Origin of the sequence: Thermonema sp., assembly GCF_026003375.1 — a bacterium.
Classification (GTDB): Bacteria; Bacteroidota; Bacteroidia; order Cytophagales; family Thermonemataceae; genus Thermonema; species Thermonema rossianum.
Genome location: NZ_BPHD01000002.1, coordinates 161,280 through 182,051 on the forward strand (window position 1 = coordinate 161,280; position 20,772 = coordinate 182,051).

The 20,772-nt window shown below is 51.7% G+C and carries 14 protein-coding genes; 10 read left to right on the forward strand and 4 right to left on the reverse strand.

Translation table 11 applies throughout. From position 1 onward, the window contains the following. The first annotated feature begins 64 nt into the window (after window positions 1–64). The 9 genes from apaG (at window position 65) to nuoH (ending at window position 9,007) form a co-directional block, all read left to right on the forward strand. Window positions 65–451 carry a Co2+/Mg2+ efflux protein ApaG gene (apaG, locus tag QVE43_RS05735; protein ID WP_038032121.1) on the forward strand — a complete coding sequence of 129 codons (387 nt, stop codon included), beginning with the start codon at window positions 65–67 and terminating at the stop codon, window positions 449–451. Between the two features lie 721 nt (window positions 452–1,172). After that, on the forward strand, window positions 1,173–2,258 hold the full coding sequence (locus QVE43_RS05740) for a c-type cytochrome (protein WP_288005068.1): 1,086 nt from the start codon (window positions 1,173–1,175) through the stop codon (window positions 2,256–2,258). Between the two features lie 4 nt (window positions 2,259–2,262). Beyond that, window positions 2,263–3,591, forward strand: coding sequence for a hypothetical protein (locus QVE43_RS05745; protein WP_288005070.1), 1,329 nt, complete (start codon window positions 2,263–2,265; stop codon window positions 3,589–3,591). Window positions 3,592–3,635: 44 nt separating this feature from the next. Beyond that, the gene (locus QVE43_RS05750; protein ID WP_051633324.1) at window positions 3,636–4,220 is read left to right on the forward strand and encodes a YeeE/YedE family protein; all 585 of its coding nucleotides are present in this window, start codon (window positions 3,636–3,638) and stop codon (window positions 4,218–4,220) included. A 29-nt stretch (window positions 4,221–4,249) separates the two neighbouring features. Further along, entirely contained in the window at window positions 4,250–4,714 is a 465-nt protein-coding gene (locus QVE43_RS05755) for a DUF6691 family protein (protein ID WP_288005073.1), read from the forward strand. Window positions 4,715–4,882: 168 nt separating this feature from the next. Beyond that, complete coding sequence (locus QVE43_RS05760; protein ID WP_288005075.1) at window positions 4,883–5,707, forward strand: DUF4905 domain-containing protein; 825 nt, start codon at window positions 4,883–4,885, stop codon at window positions 5,705–5,707. A gap of 28 nt (window positions 5,708–5,735) precedes the next feature. Further along, a complete protein-coding gene (locus QVE43_RS05765) occupies window positions 5,736–6,860 on the forward strand; it encodes a LysM peptidoglycan-binding domain-containing protein (protein ID WP_288005077.1) in 1,125 nt (374 codons plus the stop codon). 84 nt (window positions 6,861–6,944) lie between these two features. Then, the gene (locus tag QVE43_RS05770) at window positions 6,945–7,892 is read left to right on the forward strand and encodes a succinylglutamate desuccinylase/aspartoacylase family protein (protein ID WP_288005079.1); all 948 of its coding nucleotides are present in this window, start codon (window positions 6,945–6,947) and stop codon (window positions 7,890–7,892) included. A gap of 20 nt (window positions 7,893–7,912) precedes the next feature. Beyond that, window positions 7,913–9,007, forward strand: coding sequence for an NADH-quinone oxidoreductase subunit NuoH (nuoH, locus tag QVE43_RS05775; RefSeq protein ID WP_038032089.1), 1,095 nt, complete (start codon window positions 7,913–7,915; stop codon window positions 9,005–9,007). Here nuoH and QVE43_RS05780 read toward each other — a convergent pair. The 3 genes from QVE43_RS05780 to QVE43_RS05790 form a co-directional block, all read right to left on the reverse strand. Continuing rightward, window positions 8,987–9,139 (reverse strand): hypothetical protein, encoded by a 153-nt coding sequence (locus QVE43_RS05780; protein ID WP_288005080.1) that lies wholly within the window; start codon window positions 9,137–9,139, stop codon window positions 8,987–8,989. The genes nuoH and QVE43_RS05780 overlap by 21 nt on opposite strands. 327 nt (window positions 9,140–9,466) lie before the next feature. Then, window positions 9,467–10,855: a dipeptidase gene (locus tag QVE43_RS05785; RefSeq protein ID WP_288005081.1), complete on the reverse strand. Its 1,389-nt coding sequence runs from the start codon at window positions 10,853–10,855 to the stop codon at window positions 9,467–9,469. Between the two features lie 39 nt (window positions 10,856–10,894). Continuing rightward, window positions 10,895–11,866: a polyprenyl synthetase family protein gene (locus QVE43_RS05790; protein ID WP_288005083.1), complete on the reverse strand. Its 972-nt coding sequence runs from the start codon at window positions 11,864–11,866 to the stop codon at window positions 10,895–10,897. Between the two features lie 237 nt (window positions 11,867–12,103). Here QVE43_RS05790 and QVE43_RS05795 point away from each other — a divergent pair, with 237 nt between their 5' ends. Beyond that, window positions 12,104–13,519: an MFS transporter gene (locus QVE43_RS05795; RefSeq protein WP_288005084.1), complete on the forward strand. Its 1,416-nt coding sequence runs from the start codon at window positions 12,104–12,106 to the stop codon at window positions 13,517–13,519. Window positions 13,520–13,530: 11 nt separating this feature from the next. On the opposite strand, the gene sprA is transcribed toward QVE43_RS05795, so the two are convergent. Further along, window positions 13,531–20,724 (reverse strand): cell surface protein SprA, encoded by a 7,194-nt coding sequence (sprA, locus tag QVE43_RS05800; protein WP_288005086.1) that lies wholly within the window; start codon window positions 20,722–20,724, stop codon window positions 13,531–13,533. Window positions 20,725–20,772: the final 48 nt, after the last annotated feature.

The window sequence follows — 20,772 nt, forward strand, 5'->3', positions numbered from 1 at the left end:
TGTCGAAGGCAATCTTAGTACCTTTATTTTAAAGAACAACTTCACTCACAAGAACTGCAACGCTATGGTTACACAAGTTACGGAGGGGGTGCGTGTCAGTGTACTAACCGAATACCAACCCGACTACTCGAGTCCTTTGCATGCCCACTATGTCTTTGTTTACCGCATTATCATCGAAAACCAAAGCCCCTACACCATTCAATTGATGCGCAGGCACTGGTTTGTCTTCGACTCCAATTGGATGATAAAAGAAGTGGAAGGCGCCGGCGTGCGGGGCAAACAGGTGGTCATAGAACCCGGGCAAAAACACGAATACGTATCGGGCTGCAACCTGCGCACCGACATAGGCAAAATGTATGGCTACTACCTGATGCGGCGCCTGCTCGACAACAAAGAGTTCCATGTGCAGATTCCGCAGTTTACGCTCATTGTTCCCTATAGACTCAACTAAGACTGCCCGTCTTTTTTCTGAAAAGGCTCTTTCGTAAGAAAGGGCTTTTTTGTTTGCCTCTTCTTTTTGCCTCCTCCTTCTTTCTTTGCCTTTGTAGCTTTCTTTGTTCTATCAAGGTTCCTTTTTTGCTCTTTCAAGGATTCCTTTTATCTGCTTCGTGCTCTTTCTTTGTCATTTCGAGCGTTAGCGAGAAGTCTCTTTTGCCTCTTGTAGCTTGGCTTGATTGAGATCTCTCACTCGCTCACGCTCGTTCGAGATGACAAGCTGCATGCGGTTCGAAAGGATAAGCTACGCTTACACCCCGTTCGAAAGGACATACTCCGCCGGGCTTCATTCGAAATGAAAAGTAGTTTTTTCAAGGTCTTTTGCTTTTTTCAAGCACCTTCTTTTCTCTTATCACTTCGAGTGCCCCCTTTTGTCATTTCGAGCGTTAGCGAGAAATCTCTTTTTTGGGGAAAAAGGCATGGTTTGACGAGATGTCTCACTTCGTTCGACATGACAAAAGATAAATTTTGGTTTAATGAGCTTGAGTTTTCTCACCTCACTGCATTCGGCTCGAAAGGACAAGTGCCCTGAGATTCAGCATGAAAAACTACGACCTGCTTCTGCCATAAAAGGGCACGGCAAGCTTATCCCGGCAACAAACAAGGCAAACTTTTTTCATATGAAAAAATGTTTATATATTTGCCTATTGAAAAGTATTCTCAAATGAAGACAAACCATGAAAACATCTGAATTCATAGCCAAGTTGCTGCAAATCATCGTGCTGTTGCTTTTTGCTTTTGGGCTGGTGGTCATCATCCTCATGGGATTGGACGTATGGCTGCTGCAAGAAAACAAACAGTTGCGCCAACAGGTGGCACAGCCCGCACCTGCGCCCACGGTGCCCACCATGACGGCAGCAAACACTGCCCAAGCCGGCACGAAAGACTTTTTCAAAAAGCCCGATTTGAGCAGTCTGGGCAACAGCCCCTACGACAGTTTGGTACGCTATGGCTATGCCCTCATTCACGAGACTTACAAATATTTGGGACCGGACGCCCCCAATCCTAAGATGCGTTATGCGGGCAACCGCCTGGCATGCCAAAATTGCCACCTCGATGCCGGCACCAAGTATTACGGCATTCCCTACGTAGGTGTGGTGGGGCGCTTTCCGCAATACCGTAGGCGTGAAAACAAAGTAGGCAGCATAGAAGAACGCATCAACGGCTGCATGGAACGCAGTATGAACGGGCGCTCCTTGCCTGTCGATAGCCGCGAAATGCGCGCCATGGTTGCCTACATGCAGTGGATTAGCCGTGGCGTGCCCACAGGCGAAAAAATCAAGGGCACAGGCTTGCCGGACATCACCCTGCCCGACCGCCCTGCCGACACCCTGCGCGGCAAAGAGATTTACGAGCTGAAATGCGCTTCTTGTCATGGCAAAAACGGCGAAGGCGTGCGCAACCAAGCCGGCGGCTATCAATACCCGCCCTTGTGGGGACCCGACAGCTACAACGACGGCGCCGGCATGCATCGTCTGATCACTGCTGCCAAGTTCATCAAAGCCAATATGCCTTTTGGGGCTACAGCCGATGCCCCCATGCTCAGCGATGAAGAAGCCTACGACGTAGCCGCCTTCATCAATGCCTATCACCACCCACGCCCCCGCAAGCCGGGCAAAGAGAAAGATTATCCCGGCAGCCTTGAACGCAAACCGGTATCGGCACCCTATGGACCATATGCCGACACTTTTCCGCCCATACAACACAAATACGGACCTTTCCCGCCCATCATTGAGTTTTATGGTGGCAAAAACGTAAAATAAAACCATGCGCACTTATTTTGTTCTTATCCTCACTTACTTTACCCTTCATGCTCCACTGATGGCTCAGCAAAAGCCTGCTGCCGACAGCCTGCCCCGCCTGCAGACTTCGGGCGAGTGGCGCAATTATTTCTTGTATGAACTGAACGAAGGCGCACCCAAAGATTTTTATGCTCTGACTACCGGCGGGCATCTGAAAGCAAGCCTGCGGGCAGGCAAACGCTGGGAAGTAGCGGCTGCTTTTTACAGCGCACAGCTTATCGGCGGCAACTTCGACACCCCCGACCCCCTTACAGGCAAAGGCAGCCGCTATGCCATCGGGTTGCTTGATGTGAATAACCCCGGCAACCGCCATATCAGCGACATAGGCGAAGCTTATGTGCGCTTTCATGCCAAGCAATGGCAGGCAGCGTATGGGCGCATGCGCATCAAGACGCCCTTCTTCAACCCGCAAGACGGACGCATGATTCCGACTCTTGCCCAAGGGGCGCATCTGCAATGGAAAAACCAACAATGGCTGCTGGAAGGCTATGGCATTCAAGCCGTGTGGGTACGCAATACCGATGGTTGGCGCAGCATAGAAGAGAGCATAGGTCTGTATCCCTCGGGCAGGGCTGCCGACGGCACCCCTCATGCTTATGCCGGTAACATAGACAGCGACTACCTGTTTATTGTCCATGGGGGGCTGCATGGCAATAGCATACGGCAAGACTTTTACGCCTACGCCGCCGACCGTCTGTTCACCCTTTACTATGCCGAAGGAAGCGCCCGCCTGCACCCTCAATGGACGGTAGCTTGGCAGGGGCATTATCAAAACAAATGGCAGGGCGATGCCAACACTGCCACGGACTGGTACTACTTCCCCGCTAAAGGCTACAACTATAGCCTCGGGACAAAGGTGTCTTACACGCCTGCCGCCAAGCACCACTTGGGCATCAGTTACTTGTATTTGAACGGCAATGCCCCCTTCACCTTTCCCCGCGAGTGGGGACGCGACCCGTTTTTTACCTTTCAAAGACGCGAACGAAGCGAAGGGCTTGCTTTCACCCAAGCAGTCGTGCTTGAGCACCGGACGCATTGGGGCAAACACTGGCAGCTGCGTACCGACTGGGGATGGCACCAAACTCCCGCCCCCGGCAACTATGCCTCGAACCGCTACGGCTTGGCTACCTATCAGCATTTCAATACGGAGCTAAGCTACCGGCACGCACACTGGAACCTTTCGGCGTTCATTACCTACAAAACGCCCCTCACACAAAAGCTCAACGATGCACAGCGTTTCGGAAAGCTCAACCTGGCTTTGTTTCACTTGCTCGTAAGCTACAAATTGCAATAATTAACATATTTTCATATATTTGCAAAAAAAAATCCTGAAACTGTATGGAACAAATCTGGAATCAATTGTTCGTAGAAGCACAAGCCTATCTGCCCTGGTACTGGGCAGGCGCAGGCATTGCCCTTGTGATGTTGGCACTCTTATGGCTGGGCGAATCGTTTGGTGTTTCTTCTAACTTCCGCACCATCTGCGCCATGACCGGCGTAGGGCGCCGTTGCGACTTCTTCGACATCGATTGGCGCCACCAAAGCTGGAACCTGAGCTTTTTGCTGGGAAGTATGGCGGGGGGCTTCATTGCTTACCACTTCATGTATCCCGAAGGCGCAGCTTTGAACCTGTCGGAAGCTACCCGCACCTTGTTGGCCTCCATGGGCATCGACCCGCAGCAGGGCTTTTATCCTATGGAAATCTTTTCTCTTGAAAACCTCGGCAGCCCTGCCGGCTTGGTGCTTACTATCGTAGGCGGCTTTTTGGTGGGCTTCGGTGCCCGCTGGGCCGGTGGTTGCACCTCCGGGCATGCCATCAGTGGATTAAGCAATCTGCAGTTGCCCTCACTCGTAGCCGTGATAGGCTTTTTTATTGGCGGGCTCATAAGCACCTATCTAATCATTCCATTCCTTTTGGGATAATGTTGAACCTCTAAAGTTGAAAGTACACAATGAAAGTAGCAGATAAACCCATCGAAAATAAAAACAAAAAACCGGCATTGCGTCAGCTGATTAGCTTCTTTGTTGTAGGCATTGCCTTCGGCGTCATCATGGTGCAGGCAGAGGTCATCTCTTGGTTTCGCATCTTTGAAATGTTTCATTTCCACGCCTTCCACATGTATGGTGTCATTGGCACAGCCATAGTGCTCGGCATATTCATCCACTGGCTGATACGCAAAGGCATCATCCGCAACGTGCGGGGCGAGCGCATCGTAGTGCCGCCCAAAGCCCCCACTTATAAGCGCTACCTTTTTGGGGGCATCCTCTTTGGTTTGGGCTGGGCTATGACCGGTGCCTGCCCGGGACCCATGTTCATTGGCTTGGGCGCCGGCTTCCTGCATTTTGCGCTTATGATTGGTGCTGCCGTGCTGGGCACCATGGCCTACGGCTTCCTGCGCGATAAACTGCCGCATTAAGCGCCTTACTTTTTCTGCAATCAAAAAAAGCCTGCCGTCTGTGGTAGGCTTTTTGCCTTTATTACCAACTACTTGGCTTTTTTATTTGTGCTTTTTACTTTTTTCCCAAAAAAGTAGCTTAATTTTATATCATTATACCTTCCCTTAACCAAGTGAAAAAACATTTCTATGAAAACAGTAGAAAACCTTCCGGTCAACTTTCATCATGCCTTCAAGCTGCCCATCTGGCGTGTCCTTACCGACGACGTAGAAGACCTTTTGGTAGTAGAGTTGCGCGACAAGAAAGAGCGTAAAACCTACTTTTCGGTGATAGACCTGCTTAAGCACAAATTATTGTGGACAGACAAAAGCTTTGATGACCCTTGGTGGATCAGTATGGGCGCCGCTCATAAAGGCAAGGTTGTCTTTTTCTATTACGAAGACGAAAAACAACCTACCCAACGGGGCTTCTTCGTTTATGATATATTCCAACAAACAAAGCTGTGGGAAAACCACGAATACGCCTACTACACCCTGCTCAAAGAAGAAGATGCCCTGGTGGTTTTCAAACGCGGCGAACTGCTGCCCAAATACAGTGCCCTGAACCTGCATACGGGCAAACCGCAGAGCATCAACCGCCCCAAGCAAGGCATTCGCCGCCTATTTGAACAAATGGCTGTCAGCCCGCTGCAATACAACGAACACCACCCCCACTTCGACACCCTCGCCCAATTCGTTCAAATCTTTTCCAAAGAAAACTACCCGCAAAAAGTCATCGATTACATAGAGCTGGACGACTGGCACATTTTAGGCTATTACCTGAAAAATGGAAATTACTTCGATTATTACCTGCTGGTAAGCGACAATGAAGGCACCCCCTATCTGCATTTCATGCTCGACAGCAAACTGCGCAACACCTATGCCGACCTGTTCTTTGTGCTAAAAAATGAACTGATTGTTATTAAAAATCGTACGGAATTAATATCTTTCCAATTAGAAAAAGAAGAAAGCTAAACGCCAAGAAAGAAACTATTTGTAAGCTATGCGATACATTTTATCACTATTCAATGTCTGTGTGCTTTTTGCGCTGATAAACCTGAGCCCTGCCCGTGTGAAGGCCATGCCTGTTCCTGCCGACTCTGTGCGTCTGGAAGTATCGAAAGACGGCACCAAAGCATGGATCATCCATGAAGTGGAACCCAAAGAAACACTCTATACCTTGGCAAAGCGCTACGGTGTAAGCATAGAAGAGATACAGGCAGCCAACCCCCATGTTGAAATACTGAAAATAGGCGACTTGATACGCATCCCCTACAAAAAGTACCGGCCGGCCGTGTATTCGGCACAGCGCGACACGCTCAAAGGTGTAAAAAAACATACCGTGCAGGCCGGCGAAACGCTCTATCGCATCTCCAAGCAATATGGCGTAGAGGTGGAAGACATCAAGCGCTGGAACGGACTTGCCGACAATAATATTTATGCCGGTCAGGTGCTGGTAGTGTCGGATCCTCGGCAAACCATCTACGCAAGCAAGCAAGAAAACAGCGCCGCCATCGTGCACGAGGTGCAAGAAGGCGAGTACCTCTATGTCATTGCCAAACGCTATGGTGTAAAGGTCAGCGACATCAAAGAGTGGAACCGTCTGGAAAGCGATGCGCTGGACGTAGGGCAAAAACTGACCATCTATCCTAAAAAACAAAGCGGTGCAGCACCGGACAAACAGACCACCACTCCTGCTGCCACACCCAAAGAGCAACCTTCGCCCCAAGTAAACAAGAGCGTTCCGCCTAAGGAAAGCAAGCAGCCGGAAGAAAAGCCGCAAGAAGTCAGCAATGAAGTACCGGACGCCCCGTCAACAGAATATGAAGATGCCGTGCAAACCGTGGAAGTGGCCGGTTACAAAAAAATCATAGAGAAAGGCATGGGCGAGGTCATCGAAGACGAATCGGTATCAAGCTATGTGGGCTTACACAAAGATGCCCCCATTGGCACCATCATCGCCGTGAAGAACCAAGCCAATGGCGAAAATGTATTTGTGCGTATTATTGGCAAGCTGCCCGAATCGGACGTACGCAACAAAGTCATTATCAAAATATCGAAAGCCGCCTATGAAGCCTTGGGCGCCAAAGGCAAACGCTTCCCGGTAGAAGTCTCTTACATTCCATAAACGAACACACTCACAAGCCGAAAGCTCTGCTTACAAACGGTAAGCCGGGCTTTTTTCATATGCTAAAAGCAATACTTCCGTTCCATGATAGACCTCGACGACATTCTACCCGGGCAGTTCAAGCGCATAGACATAGAAATTGAACGACTGCCCTCTCATACCTTGATTGACATGCCCGTTTTTATTTACAAGGGGAAGGCTGCCGGACCTACCCTGCTGCTCACTGCGGGCATCCACGGCGATGAAATCAACGGCATTGCCATCTTGCGGCGCCTCATTGCCGAAAAACGGCTGCATCCCGATGCGGGCACCGTCATTGCCATTCCGCTGGTGAATATCTACGGTTTTTTGCAAGGCAGTCGCACCCTGCCCGACGGCAAGGACCTCAACCGCAGCTTTCCGGGGGCACCCACCGGCTCGCTGGCACGGCGCATTGCCCATGTGCTCATGAACGAAATAGTACCCCATATCGACTTCGGCGTGGACTTCCACACCGGCGGTAAAGCCTTGAGCAACTTTCCGCAGTTGCGTTGTGTCTTCAAAGAGACACAAAACGTAGCGCTTGCCAAAGCTTTTGCCCCCCCTTTTATACTCAATTCCGGGCTGATAGAAGGCTCTTTCCGCAAAGCCGCTGCCAAGCTGGGCAAACCTGTTTTGGTGTACGAAGGCGGCGAATCGAGCCGTATCGACAAGCTGTCTGTAGAAGAAGGCATTGCCGGCGTGATGCGCCTGATGCACCGCATGGGCATGATTACGGGCGATCCCCCGCCCCCGGCTGTGTATCCTACAAAAGTATTACAAAAAACCAGCTGGCTGCGCGCCCGCACAGCCGGCATTTTCCATAGCTTGGTAGAATATGGCGACTATGTAAAGAAGGGGCAACGCCTTGCCGAAATCACCGACCCCTACGGCAGCGTGCGCATCCTTGTGAAAGCCCCCCATGAAGGCTATATCATCGGCTTGAACAACAACCCGGTAGTCAATGCCGGCGATGCGCTCATTCATTTAGGCTATGATTTACTACTTTTGTAAAGCAGCAAAGAAGATACTACATGGACACACTGCTTGCCTTCGGCATCTATCTGGGCTTTGTACTGGTCAATGTGCTTATTGTTTTTTATGCAGAGCGTAAAATAGCCGCTTTCATCCAAGACCGCATGGGACCCACCGAAGTAGGTCCTTATGGCTTGCTTCAGCCGGTAGCCGACCTGCTCAAGTTTCTGCAAAAAGAAGACATCGTGCCACAAGCTGCCGACAAGTGGCTGTTTCGCATCGCGCCTTTTTTGATATTCCCGGCTGTTTTTGCCGGTTTTGCGGTGGTTCCTATAGCGCCGCCCATACAACACGCCTCTTTGGAAACAGGCTTATTGTTTCTGTTGGCCATCGTATCACTCGACGTCATAGGCATTTTGATGGCCGGCTGGGCTTCGAACAACAAATTTTCACTATTCGGCGCCATGCGTTCGGCAGCTCAAATGGTTTCCTATGAAGTGCCGCTTACCATGAGCTTGCTTTCGGTGGTGGTGCTCTATCAAAGTGTGGATTTGAGCTTCATTGTGCAGATGCAGGGAAGCCGGGCACCAAGCTCCCTGCACTGGCTGGGGCTGCCTGCCCTGCCGGCCGATTTGCGCGCTTATGGAGGACTGCTCACCTGGAATATCGTGCGCTTTCCTTTCTTGCTGGTGCCTTTTTTGGTTTTTTACATCACCTCCTTGGCAGAGTGCAACCGTGCACCTTTCGATATTCCCGAAGGCGAGTCGGAAATCATTGGTGGTTATCATACCGAATATTCCGGCTTTCGCTTTGCCGTCTTCTTTCTGGCAGAGTACGGCATGATGATTTTGGTGAGTCTTTTGTCCGTGATTTTATTCTTTGGCGGATGGCATACGCCTTTGCCCAACCTCGGCTTTTTACGCCTCAATGACTGGACGGCCGCAGGCACTTCCGTAAGCGGCACCATCTGGGCTGTGGTGTGGCTCTCAAGCAAGATGCTGCTGCTGGTCTTTTTCCAAATCGTGATGCGCTGGACCTATCCACGCCTGCGCGTAGATCAGCTCATGACACTTTGCTGGAAGGTATTACTCCCCATTGCCTTGGTCAGCTTGTTGTTTTGCAGCCTGTGGCGCCTATGGATGGTGCTTGGGTGAGTTATGCAGCAAATAAGCGATGACAAGAAAGCCCACGCCTGTCAATGCCGGCGGCAGTAGTTTCATGGCAATGCCTATACCTATCATGGCAAGGGCTATGATGACCAGGAAAATAAGCAGATAAGTGCGCATGGTTTGTTTTTTGGTTTTAGTCTGAAGATACAAAAAATGAACAAAAGCTGTCAGCTCAAATGAAGCGAGGCACTTTTTCAAAGCACATGTGCTTTGTCGCGTCGAACGGAGCGTAAGCGCAGCTTGTCATGTCGAACGGAATGAGACATCTCGTCAAACCATACCCCCAAAAGGGGATTTCCCGCTTACGCTCGAAATGACAAAGGGGAAACCGAAGTGATAAGAAAGGGAATTCGAAACGACAAGGGAAAAGCTCGAAATGTATCATGGACACTAAAGGACAAAAAGCGCCACAAGTGGCGCTTTTTGCTTCTGTTGCTTATGCCCTTATTTTGCCAACTCCTTGAAGTGTTGATAAAAGAGCGGTACGGTCTCTATACCTTTGTAAAAGTTGAACAGACCGAAGTGCTCATTGGGCGAATGGATGGCATCCGAGTCCAAACCGAAGCCCATAAGCACACTCTTCAAGCCCAAGATTTCTTCAAACAAAGCTACGATAGGTATGCTTCCCCCGCCACGTGTGGGGATGGGCTTTTTGCCCCAAGCCTGCTCGAAAGCACGGCTTGCCGCCTGAAAGCCGGGCGAGTCGATGGGCGTCACCACCGGCTTACCGCCATGGTGCGGATGCACCTCTACCTTCACATAGGGCGGCGCAATGGAAAGGAAATGTTTGGTAAACAGCTCTGTGATTTCGTCGGGGTCTTGGTCAGGCACCAAGCGCATGCTGATTTTGGCGTGTGCTTTTGAAGGCAGTACAGTCTTTGCACCTTCGCCCGTATAACCGCCCCAAATGCCGTTTACATCCAAGGTAGGACGTATGGAAGCCCGTTCGATGGTGGTATAGCCTTCTTCGCCAAAGAGAGCTTCAACCCCCAAGTCTTTCTTATACGCCTCTTCGTCGAAAGGTATTTGTGCCATCAAAGCCCGCTCTTCGGCGCTCAACTCCTGTACCTTATCATAAAATCCGGGGATGGTGATACGCCCTTTGGCGTCTTTGAGCGAAGCTATCATTTCGCACAGCACGTTGATGGGGTTGGCAACGGCCCCACCATACACACCCGAGTGCAGGTCACGGTTGGGTCCGGTCACGGTTACCTCCACATAAGAAAGCCCACGCAAGCCGCATTCGATGGAAGGGGTATCGTTGCTGATGATGCTGGTGTCGGAAATAAGTATCACATCGGCTTTCAACATATCTTTGTATTCCCTCAAAAAGGGCTCAAGGTTATCGGAACCGCACTCTTCCTCCCCTTCAATCATAAACTTGACATTGCAAGGCAGGTCGTTGGTCTTCACCATGGTTTCAAATGCCTTGACTTGAAGATACACCTGCCCTTTATCGTCGCAGGCACCGCGGGCAAAGATGGCGCCATCCGGGTGAATGTCTGTCTTTTTGATGACAGGCTCGAAGGGCGGACTCTCCCACAGCTCGTAGGGGTCGGCCGGCTGCACGTCGTAGTGCCCATACACCAGTACCGTAGGTGCTTGGGGGTCCACTATTTTTTCGGCATACACAATAGGATGCCCGGCTGTTTCGAAAAGCTGTGCTTTGTCGGCGCCGGCTTCCAATAACTTATCGCGCAAAAAGACGGCAGCCCGCTTTACGTCATCCTTGAACTTAGGATCGGTGCTCACCGACGGAATGCGCAGAAAATCAAACAGTTCTTGCAAGAACCGCTCTTTGTTTGCTTCGATGTATTGTTGATAGTGTTGCATAAATAAATGTAAGTTTTTGAAAAAGACGGGTATTGAAAATTACACTTTACGGACAAGAAGCTTTTGCATCAGTTGCTCCAGCAAAGCCACGAAGTCGGGGCGGCAGTGCGAACGCAAGGTATTGAGTGCCTTTTCGGCTTTCCGGTGATACAGCTGCATCTGCTCTTCCACCAAAGCACGCACGCCAATGGCGTCGTATATTTCTTTGACTGCCTTCACCTTTTCGTTGGGGTCGAAATTTTCTGTATTCAGCCAAAAGAACAACTGTTTTTGTTGATGCTCATCGGCGCGCTCCAAAGCCTCAATCAACAGCAAGGTTTTTTTGTTGGCGACAATATCGCCTCCGATGCGTTTGCCGAAGTCCTTCTCGGCATATACGTCCAACAGGTCGTCTTGCAACTGAAAAGCCAAGCCCATATTGACGCCCAGCTCATACAGCCCCTGCTGCTCGGCCAAGCCGGCTCCGCCCACCAAAGCTCCGGCTTGCAGACTGAATCCCAACAGGACGGCCGTCTTAAGGCGTATCATCTTAAGGTATTCTTGGCGGCTGACCGTTGCCCTTTGCTCGAAATCCATGTCATACTGCTGCCCCTCACACACTTGCAGTGCGCAGGTATTGAACAAAGACAACAAACGCACCAGTTCGGCAGTAGGGGTTTGAATCAACTGCTCATATGCTTTGACCAGCATGGCATCGCCCGACAAGATGGCGACACTCTCATTCCAGCGGTGATGCACGGTAGGCTTACCCCTGCGTATGGGGGCTTTATCCATGATGTCATCGTGCATCAGGGTGAAGTTGTGAAACAGCTCTATAGCCAAAGCGGCGGGGGTGGCTTTTTGCCACTGCTCATCGAACAGACCACAGCCTATCAAAGCAAGCACCGGACGAATGCGCTTACCGCCCAATGAAAGAATATAGCGTATGGGTTCATAAAGGTTGGCGGGGGCTTCGGGGTAAGGTATTGCTTCGAGTGATGTTTCAATGTGCTTACGCAAAGAGTCTAACATGCATGCTATATTTTGCCCTCAATTTAGGAAAAAAGCCCTCAATAGCCAAGCAGACAAGCGCTGCCACACAGCACAAGCCAAAAGGCGTGGCAAAGGATTGAGCTGAAGAGCGCCATGCCCTTTTATGTACCGCCTGCCCCTTCTGCCGGCATGGCACTATTCAGCGCCTCCGTTTGTTGATTGATTAGTAAAAAGCAGCCCCATCGTTTTTATCTTCACTAACTGCCTTTTGCCTTCATGAAAAGTTATCAAGACTCCGGAAAAGTCAAGCGCGTTCTTCCCTTTATTTTGGCCACTGCCATCTTTATGCAGATGCTGGACTCCACCATACTCAACACTTCGCTTCCTGCCATTGCGCGCGACCTGAACGAAGCCGTTGTGGATATGCACATGGCCATTGTCAGCTATGTGTTGACGGTGGCTCTGCTGATGCCGGTCAGCGGTTTTCTGGCCGACCGCTATGGCACACGGCGTGTGTTCATAGCAGCATTGGCTTTGTTTGCACTGGGTTCGCTGGCATGCTCCATGGCGCAGAACCTCACACAGCTGGTGCTGGCACGCGTGTTGCAAGGCATGGGCGGCAGCTTGATGATACCGGTCGGAAAACTGGCGCTCATCAAAGCGTTCCCCAAACATGAATTTTTAAAAGCCATCAACTATGCCATCATACCGGCTTTGATAGGTCCTATTTTAGGTCCGCTGGTAGGCGGCTACATGGTCGATTATCTTTCATGGCACTGGATATTCCTCATCAACCTGCCCATTGCATTGGGGGGCATCGTACTGAGCCTGTATTACCTGCCCGACTACCGCGCCACCTTTGCCAAGTTCGACTTCAAAGGCTTCCTATTGTTTGGGACTGCCTCTTTTTTGCTCTCTGCTTCGCTGGAACTGCTCAGCAACAGCTTGCGGCTCACGCCCATCTTGCTGACGCTGCTGGTGGGTTTGGCATTGCTTTATGCCTATTACCGGCATGCCCGCCGCCAAGCGTATGCCCTTTTTCCGCTCAATTTATTTCAGGTGCGCACTTTCCGCATCGGTATCCTTGGTGGCTTGGCTACGCGCTTGGGTATCAGCTCGGTGCCTTTGCTCCTGCCACTGATGATTCAACTGGCTTACAAGCAGTCGGCGGTCGTGTCGGGCTGGATGGTAGCCCCCATGGCACTCACTGCCATGCTTAGCAAGTCGATGGTCGTGCGTATTCTCAACCGCTGGGGCTATCGTCGTGTGCTGGTGGTCAATACGCTCATCATAGGTTTGCTTATTTGCAGCTTTGCCCTGCCCGGCGCACAAGCCTCCATTTACTGGCATCTGCCTTTGATTGCCTTGTTGGGCTTTTTCAACTCTATTCAGTTCACTTCCATGAACACCATTTCGGTAGCCGACCTGCGCCCCTACCACACAAGCAGTGGCAACTCTTTGGTGTCTGTCAATCAGCAGCTGGCTATAGGCTTTGGGGTGGCTTTCGGCTTGGTGGTGCTCAAAAGCATGGAACAACAAACATGGCTTACCGGCAACGACACGCATGCGGCTTTCCGCTATACTTTCTTGATTATTGGTTGCCTTACCATGTTGTCGGCTTGGGTATTCAGTCAATTACACGAGCGCGACGGGCAAAACCTGAAAACCAGCCCTTCGGGCACTACTGCCTGAGTATCCGGGCATCATTGCGTGAAGTTGTAGCGCAATTGAAAGCCAAAGGCAGTGTCTTTACGTACGAAAGCATTCGACACGCGCGGCGTATTGATAAGGCGCTCGAAATAAACCTGGCAAGTCAAGCGCTGATCCACATTGTAGGTAATGTTGGGGCGCAGCTGGAAATTGCGGTTACCTGCCGTAAATACGTTTTCTTCACCTATGCGCCGCTGTATGGTGCGCGTGTCGCGAATAGCAAAGTCCACTCTGAAAACCACGTCGTTTTTCAGCACGATGCGTTCCCGGTCGCTATTGCGGAAGGGCAGTTTCATGTTGCGGGCTGTGTAGCCCAGCCCTATGATGAAGTCCTCGTTGCGTGATTCGGTCACCTGCGTGTTTGAAAGGTTAAGAATCATTTCGCGCCCTTTGTTGTAATCTACGCGCAGGCTTAGGTTGCTGTTGGTGCGCAGGTTCACACCAATCAAAGGATTGAAACGCTCCGACAAGCGCACGCCATTGAGCACATATACCGGCACATAAAAGCCTTGGTCGTTGAGTGCCGAAGGCAGCAGGTAGTTGTATTCAAACACCTGTGCGCCAATCAGCTCTTCGTCTTGGTAGCGCAAAGAAGAAGTATAGTTGTTGATTTGGTATTCTGCCGTATAGTTGTGCGACAAAGAGATGTTGCTAAACCACTGCTTCAAGAACGACAAGCGGCTCAATCCGTTATAGGTAATGCGCCAGTTGGGCAAAGGCAAGGCAGGGAAGGCTGACAGGTCCACCGACTGGGGCGACTGCCCGCTGTAAGCGGCCATGAAAGCCGGCACCAATACATCCTGCCCGTTCAGGTCATAGCTGCCGGCGTTGGGGTTCAGGCTCTCCAAGCGCTGCCGGACCACCTGCCGGTTGGCTACAAACCGCTCAAAGGTATTGGAAACCAAACCTTTGTCGCTTCTTTCAAAGGCGGTATTGATAAGAATGGTGGACACCGTGTAGCTGCCCGTGCGCACCGGCGACAACGAACGGAAGCTGTTGGTGGCAGGGTCATAGCGGTAAATTTCATTGTAGCCCACCGTACGCGAACGCTTGGCGTCGAGTTGTATTTTAAAATCCCGGAAAGGTTCCAGGTTTGCCTGTGCCGTCAGGTTTTCGGTTACGGTTTGTTGAAAAGGCTGGTTAATCAATAGCCCTGTGGTGTCTTCTTTTTTTACCAGCCAGCCATTTTCGGCAGCGATGCGGCGAATATCCGGGTTTTGGCTGCCCAAAACGAACTCCCAACCGGGGGCTTGCCATGCTTCATCCATGCCCAGGTATTTGGGACGCGGCAAGAAACCGGGCAGGGTCGTCCCTTCCTGTTTCGAGTAATTCACGTTCACATTGCGCACCATCATGAGCGGCCGCAAAATGGCTTTCAGTATTTCGCGCCCTTTGCCCACGGTGGTGTCTTTTTTCACTTGTGTGCCGGGGCGCCGGGGCTGATTGATTTCATTGAGAATCTTCACTTTGTTGTACAGCTTCAACAGGTCGGCACGTGTGCGCACACTCTGCTCGCGCGCATTCATCACCACGTTGCCCACGCTGTCTTCCAAGCCCAAAGAAGCTGCCTGCCATTGGTAGTTGACCGTATAGGCGGCATCGGCACTCAGCCAATCGGTCAGAGGCAGCTTGTCGAGTGGCAGCTTATAGTTTGCCGATACTGTCTGTTTGAAGTTTTTCATACGCCCCAAACGCTTGATGTTTGCCCACACCGAGTCGCGGTTGGCTTGGGTGTCTATTTCGCCTGCGGGCTCGTCGATGATGGCAAAAGCATCGGCATTATAGTTCAGGTTCAAGCTTTTGGTAATGGCAAACTGCAGGCTGTAGAAGCGATTGAAAGTGTAGTATTTTTCATAAAAGGGGGCAAACTGAAAAGTCGAAAAGTCGGCATCGCGGAACTGCGTGCGTGTGAAAGTGCGGTCCAGCTCACCGCGCAAATTGATGGACGTAGGCTGCATGATGAGGTTGAAATCGCGCACCAGACGCAGCCAAGGCGATTGCAACCATGCCACATTCTTGAACGGCTCCCACGGCTTGGGTTGAAAGCTGAAGTTATAGCTCAGGGCATTGCGCCAGCGCTGTTGTTTATACGAAGCGGTAGTCATGTCGCTGCGCTCTATTTCGCTGTAAGCCCAGCTATAGGCGAAATTGGAAATATCCCACAAATGAGGTTTCGCATCGGGATTGGTTTTCAGCTTGCGCACATTGGTGAAATTGATACTGCGGCGCGTTTCGTTGGTTTCTACCAACTGACGGTACCGGCGCCGCTCGGCGTCGCTGTCGAACTTCTGAACCGAAGCATCAAGCTTCACATCGGGGTCCAGGGGGTCATATTCGGGTGAAATATTGGTACGTTGATAGCTCACAAACAGCGGGATGCGCAAGCCGGCTTTGGCAGGGAAAAACTTATCCAAGGCAATGGTTGCCTGCACATCGAAGCTCTTGGTGTTGTTCAAGGTGCGCTGATAAATACGCTGGTTCAAGCCACCAAAGCCGAAGGTTTCCAGCTTGGCATTGGCGGTAATATTGGCAAAATCAGCCATCTGCACATTGAGGCGCGAAGTAGCCGCCACGCCCTTGGTTTGGTCATAGCCCGTGGCTCTGAACTCATCGAACCACACACACACGGACTTGGCCTGTCCGTCGTCGCCGCTTGCCAACTTGGGGTTTTTGATGCCCAGCATCAAGGTGGTTACTGCGCTCAAGTCGGGGTTCCCTACTACCGTGATGCGGTATTTGCCCACTTGACGGGTGTAGGGAATGAAAACGTCTTTGCGGAAGCCACGTTCGTTGTTTCTTGCCACTTTGGTTGCCACCAGTTCATCCAAGGCTATGTCGAGTTCGTTGGCACTCTTCCAAATGAGTTCTTGGCGTGCTTGGCGCGAAGGGGCACTCAACACTTCCTGCAGGGTGGTCAGTTCCAGCGGCACTTCTATTTCATAATAGTTCTGTGTGAAGTCGGTGCCTACACGTATGATGGCTGACACCTCGCCGTCTTGTGTCACGCCCGTCAGGTCGTGGGCGTGAATATACATTTGCAAGCGCTTGTAGAACAAAAAGTTGAAGCTCACATTCTTGAAAGCAGCCCGTGCGTCGCCGTCTTGCAAGTCTTCCACACACAGCTGAATCGATTGTTCGTTCAACTCGCGGTTGTTGATACTGGTTACATCGCGGTCGCGAATGGCGCCGGGCGGCAAATCATAGGGCATGCTTTCGCCGTCGATGGCTGCGTTTTCTTCCAAGTTCACCGTAGAAAGCACGAAAGAGGGGTCGTAGGGCTCGGAAGGCAACTGGTAGCCCTTCTGACTCAGGTCGCCCAAATAACGGCGCCACTGATTGGCTACCAATTGAAACTGCGCCATGCGCAGCACTACCGGCTGCGCAAAGCCGGTCAGATACAAACGCATGAAACGGATGGATTTAAATCCTTCAATATTGCCTACTTTGCCGTCGGGCTCGCGGATGGGAATACGGAACTGATACCACGTGACCTTGTCGCCTTGGGTAATGTCGGGGTCAGACACTTCCACTTTATCCACAATGTAGTTTTTGCCCACTACCAAATCTTGCGGGCGCAGCGAAATACGGTACTCATAATAAGCGTCGAGGTCGTTGAGCGTATTGTCTTGGTTCAGGTCTTCGTTGTCGGGCAGGTTGGTACCGGCAGGCGTAATCAAGCCGCTGCCTGCATTTTCCGGCGAGTTGCCTTCCGTGTTGTTGTAATACTTGTAACGCTCAATGATTTTGGCATTTTTGGCATCCCAGCGGCTGTCGAAATAAAAACGGAAGTTGTCGGCTGAGGGGTCTTCGGCTATCACGGCACGCAAAGCCGGGGGCAAGCTGTTCAAAAAGCCTTGATAAAAATCCGGTTCTTCATCGTTGCGCACGCCGTCTAAGCCCACATCTTGCAGGGCACGTGCGCCCGGCTCATTGCTGAAGGCATTGATAAGGAAAGGCTGGTTGGGCACATAGCCCCAAGTGGTTTGGTCTTTGCTTCCGTCAGTCGTTACGGGCAAGCCGTTTTCAAAGAAATGGCGGCTGTCGGGAATCACGTCTTCACTGATGGTGCCCAGGTTGAAATACAGCTCGCCGCCGGTGGTGTTGTTCGTGCCATTGGTGCCGTCCACAATCACGCGCCCCCGTTCACCGGAAATAAAGGGGTCGAGCAACCAGAATTCGATATACTCTACATTGGCATTGTCGAAGTCCACTTGGTTGGTGATGGCATGGGTGATAGCTCCAAAGTTCTGCGTGGGGTTGGGCAGCTTGCCGTCGGGGGTCAGGTTGGGGTTGAAGTTGTAAGGACCACGCTCATCGGGGAAGAAAGCGAGGTCAAAGGTTGTTTCGTTGGTAACGATGTTGTTGAACTGACGGTTGGGGAAAATCTCCTGCGGCACCACCGGGCGCATATAGTGGTTTTGCAGGTCTTGGTCGCTGATATTCGAAGGGCGCCCGTTGGCACCACTACGGAAGAAGGTGTTGTCTATGTTGTACCAAGCCAGCAATGCACGGCGGTAGTTGGCTTTCAGGGGGTCGGGGTTTGCCGGGTCTATGAACTGCGGCGGGGTGGCGCCCAGCTTCCAACGCAAATTGGCGGTGCGCCCCAGGTCAAAGGGGGTACGGGTGCCTTCGAAGTCATCGATATAAGAGACGGCGCCACTGAGACGGGCAGCCCCGGGGCGCAGCTGTGCCACTTCGGCCTGAAAAGTAATGCTCGATTTCTCTTTGGTTTGCACCAGCGGCAAGGCATCGGTAAGGCGGGTCAGGAAGCGGGCTTCTTTCTTGAGCGACACGTCGGCGCCTATCATGGTGTTGTTGATGGCTTCTGAGCCCATCGCCACACGGGTCAGAATAGGACGCTCGCGCAGGTTTACAATGGTAGCACCTATGTTCACGTCGCGGTCGAGGGCATAGTCGAAGCGGGCGCCCATGTAGGTGCGGGTCTGCAGGTTAAAGAAGTCGGCTTTTTCGTAATCGATGGTAATTTCTTTGCCCGATGCCAAAATGGCTTCGTTGATGATGGTTACTTGCCCGGTGCTGTAATTCACAATGTAGTCGGTGCCTTCGGTAAGTTGTATGCCGCCGGCTTTCACAATCACCGAGCCTTGCGCCACATTGATGCCGGGCAGGAACACACTGCTGCCCGAGCTGCCTTCATACTGCCCCACCAGAAAGAATTTGTTTTTATTGGCGTAGTTGTTTTCGGCGTCGTTGCGGGTAGTTTCATACAGCTCTTCAAAGACATACTTGTCGATGAGTTGGGCTTCTGTGGCCGGGTCGAAGTATTGCTTCAGGTGCTGCCCAAAAGGCTCCAGCACGGGGAAAATAATCAGCCCCTGATTGGTGTTGATGGTGATGCCTTCCACAAAGTCGAAATTACCATCGCCTATGGAATTGCCTTGTGCATCTATTTGCCGGTCGCCGCGCGGGTTCAGCTCGTCCAAGCCCAACAGCTTGAGTAAAGGCACATTCTTGGTTTGAGCGCCTTCGTGCAAGGCGGGGTTGTCGAGGCCGGTCAGGTCATCGCGATAGATGACGCGCAAGCGGAAGTTTTCCTGCTTGATTTGCGAAGCATTGAGCGAATAAATGTTCTTCATCATCAGGTCCCAAGTGGGCAGGTCGGTGCGAATAGCCGCCGGGCGCAGCATTTTCAGGAAAATAGCTTCACTTTCGGGGCGGTTCAGGTAGTCATCCGAAAGCTCGCCCACGCGGTAGGTGCGCCCGTTGTAGGTATATTCAAAAGCCACTGCCAACACTTCGTCGTTGCGCAAAGGGGTATTGAGCGTAATATAGCCCAGTTGGGGATGGAAGCTGTATTCGGTAGGCTCCAGCTTGCGTGCCGAACGCAAAACGGTAAAGTCATCGCCATTGCTTAGTCCTTGCGCCTGCAGCGCACCAATGACCTGCTCCACATCTCTATAAACGGCATTGGACGTAAGGTTGGCAAAGAGCTGGTTGGCATCGTTGTTTGCCGGTTGCTGCGGGTTGCCACTGCCTATGAAGGGGTTGCCGCTGCGGTAGGGGCTGCCTTCGCCCAGGTCGGTGAAAGCCACTATATTGCGCAGCCCCGTAGCCGTATTTGCCCGGTTGGTTACATACACTTCCACGCGGGTGATGAGTACGCCCGAATTGATAAGCGGCAAGGTGCGCAAAGCCGGCTCATAACGGTTGCGGTGAAAGTGCGAAAGAAAAAAGTGGCGGTTTTCGTCGTAGTTGCTGGCGCGTATCTCGTACTTGCGCACCTGCGCCCCGCCCTGTATGGATATCTGATCCGCCGTAGAGCGCTTTTGCGAAAAGATACCTTGCACACGCAAGCGCCCGAATTGCAATTCGGTTTTTACCCCGAACAGGCTCTGGCTGCCTTGAATCAATGAGGTAGGCAGGGCAAAATTGACATTACCAAACTCTATCTTGCGAATGATTTCTTCGGGGTATCCGGTGTACTCTACTTTGAAGTTGTTTTCGAAATCGAAGCTGGCTTGTGTGTTGAAGTTGGTCGTAATGCGCAATTTGTCGCCCACCTGCCCGGTCAGGTTCAAGTTGGCTTGCGGGTCGAAGTCAAAGGTGCCGGTGCGCTGGCGTGCCGCCGGAATAGCCGGGTTGGCAATACGCTGCGAGCGGTAGGCAAAATCCAAGTTCACATAGCCGGTGGGGCGAAATTCTATGTAATCACCGCCAAAGATTCGCCCGAACAAACGGTTGGTAACCGGAATACGGGGGCGAAAACCTTTGGTGGTCGTTGTGGTGGACTCTTCGCTTACGCCGGCGCCTTCGCTCCGCCAAAAGTCTTCTGCTGCCCGCCGTTCTTCTATGCGGAAGAGGGTGTCGTAAGGCAAGAGTGTGGGATAACGGTAAGGCACATTGCCAATGCGTTCATCTATGTAGAAATAGCGCAAGCTGGTATCGAGGCGCACTTCGCGCTGCAGGGCAGAGGGCTGCAGGTCAAACAACGAGCGGCTGGGGCGGTAAGAAAAAGGGTCTGCCCAGCGATAGCGCGGACGAAAAGCGGGAAAACGCTCCGGCTTGTACTTCTTCAATGTGTCGAGGGTGTCTTTGGGCAGCACCACTGCGGGGGTTAGTGCCGCATCAGGCATGGGCTCCTGCCGCACAAATGTTTTTTGCTGCAACGCCAAAGCGGTGATACCAAACCAAAGAATCAGAGATAAAGTTATATTTCCGAGCGTCAAGGCTGTTTCTTTTTTGACTTTATTTCACTACCTGTTTTTTTTATCAAA

Excerpts from the sequence above, each read along its gene's own strand:
- apaG (WP_038032121.1), top strand. The coding sequence starts at position 65 with ATGGTTACACAAGTTACGGAGGGGGTGCGTGTCAGTGTACTAACCGAA.
- QVE43_RS05740 (WP_288005068.1), top strand. The coding sequence starts at position 1,173 with ATGAAAACATCTGAATTCATAGCCAAGTTGCTGCAAATCATCGTGCTG.
- QVE43_RS05745 (WP_288005070.1), top strand. The coding sequence starts at position 2,263 with ATGCGCACTTATTTTGTTCTTATCCTCACTTACTTTACCCTTCATGCT.
- QVE43_RS05750 (WP_051633324.1), top strand. The coding sequence starts at position 3,636 with ATGGAACAAATCTGGAATCAATTGTTCGTAGAAGCACAAGCCTATCTG.
- QVE43_RS05755 (WP_288005073.1), top strand. The coding sequence starts at position 4,250 with ATGAAAGTAGCAGATAAACCCATCGAAAATAAAAACAAAAAACCGGCA.
- QVE43_RS05760 (WP_288005075.1), top strand. The coding sequence starts at position 4,883 with ATGAAAACAGTAGAAAACCTTCCGGTCAACTTTCATCATGCCTTCAAG.
- QVE43_RS05765 (WP_288005077.1), top strand. The coding sequence starts at position 5,736 with ATGCGATACATTTTATCACTATTCAATGTCTGTGTGCTTTTTGCGCTG.
- QVE43_RS05770 (WP_288005079.1), top strand. The coding sequence starts at position 6,945 with ATGATAGACCTCGACGACATTCTACCCGGGCAGTTCAAGCGCATAGAC.
- nuoH (WP_038032089.1), top strand. The coding sequence starts at position 7,913 with ATGGACACACTGCTTGCCTTCGGCATCTATCTGGGCTTTGTACTGGTC.
- QVE43_RS05780 (WP_288005080.1), bottom strand. The coding sequence starts at position 9,139 with ATGCGCACTTATCTGCTTATTTTCCTGGTCATCATAGCCCTTGCCATG.
- QVE43_RS05785 (WP_288005081.1), bottom strand. The coding sequence starts at position 10,855 with ATGCAACACTATCAACAATACATCGAAGCAAACAAAGAGCGGTTCTTG.
- QVE43_RS05790 (WP_288005083.1), bottom strand. The coding sequence starts at position 11,866 with ATGTTAGACTCTTTGCGTAAGCACATTGAAACATCACTCGAAGCAATA.
- QVE43_RS05795 (WP_288005084.1), top strand. The coding sequence starts at position 12,104 with ATGAAAAGTTATCAAGACTCCGGAAAAGTCAAGCGCGTTCTTCCCTTT.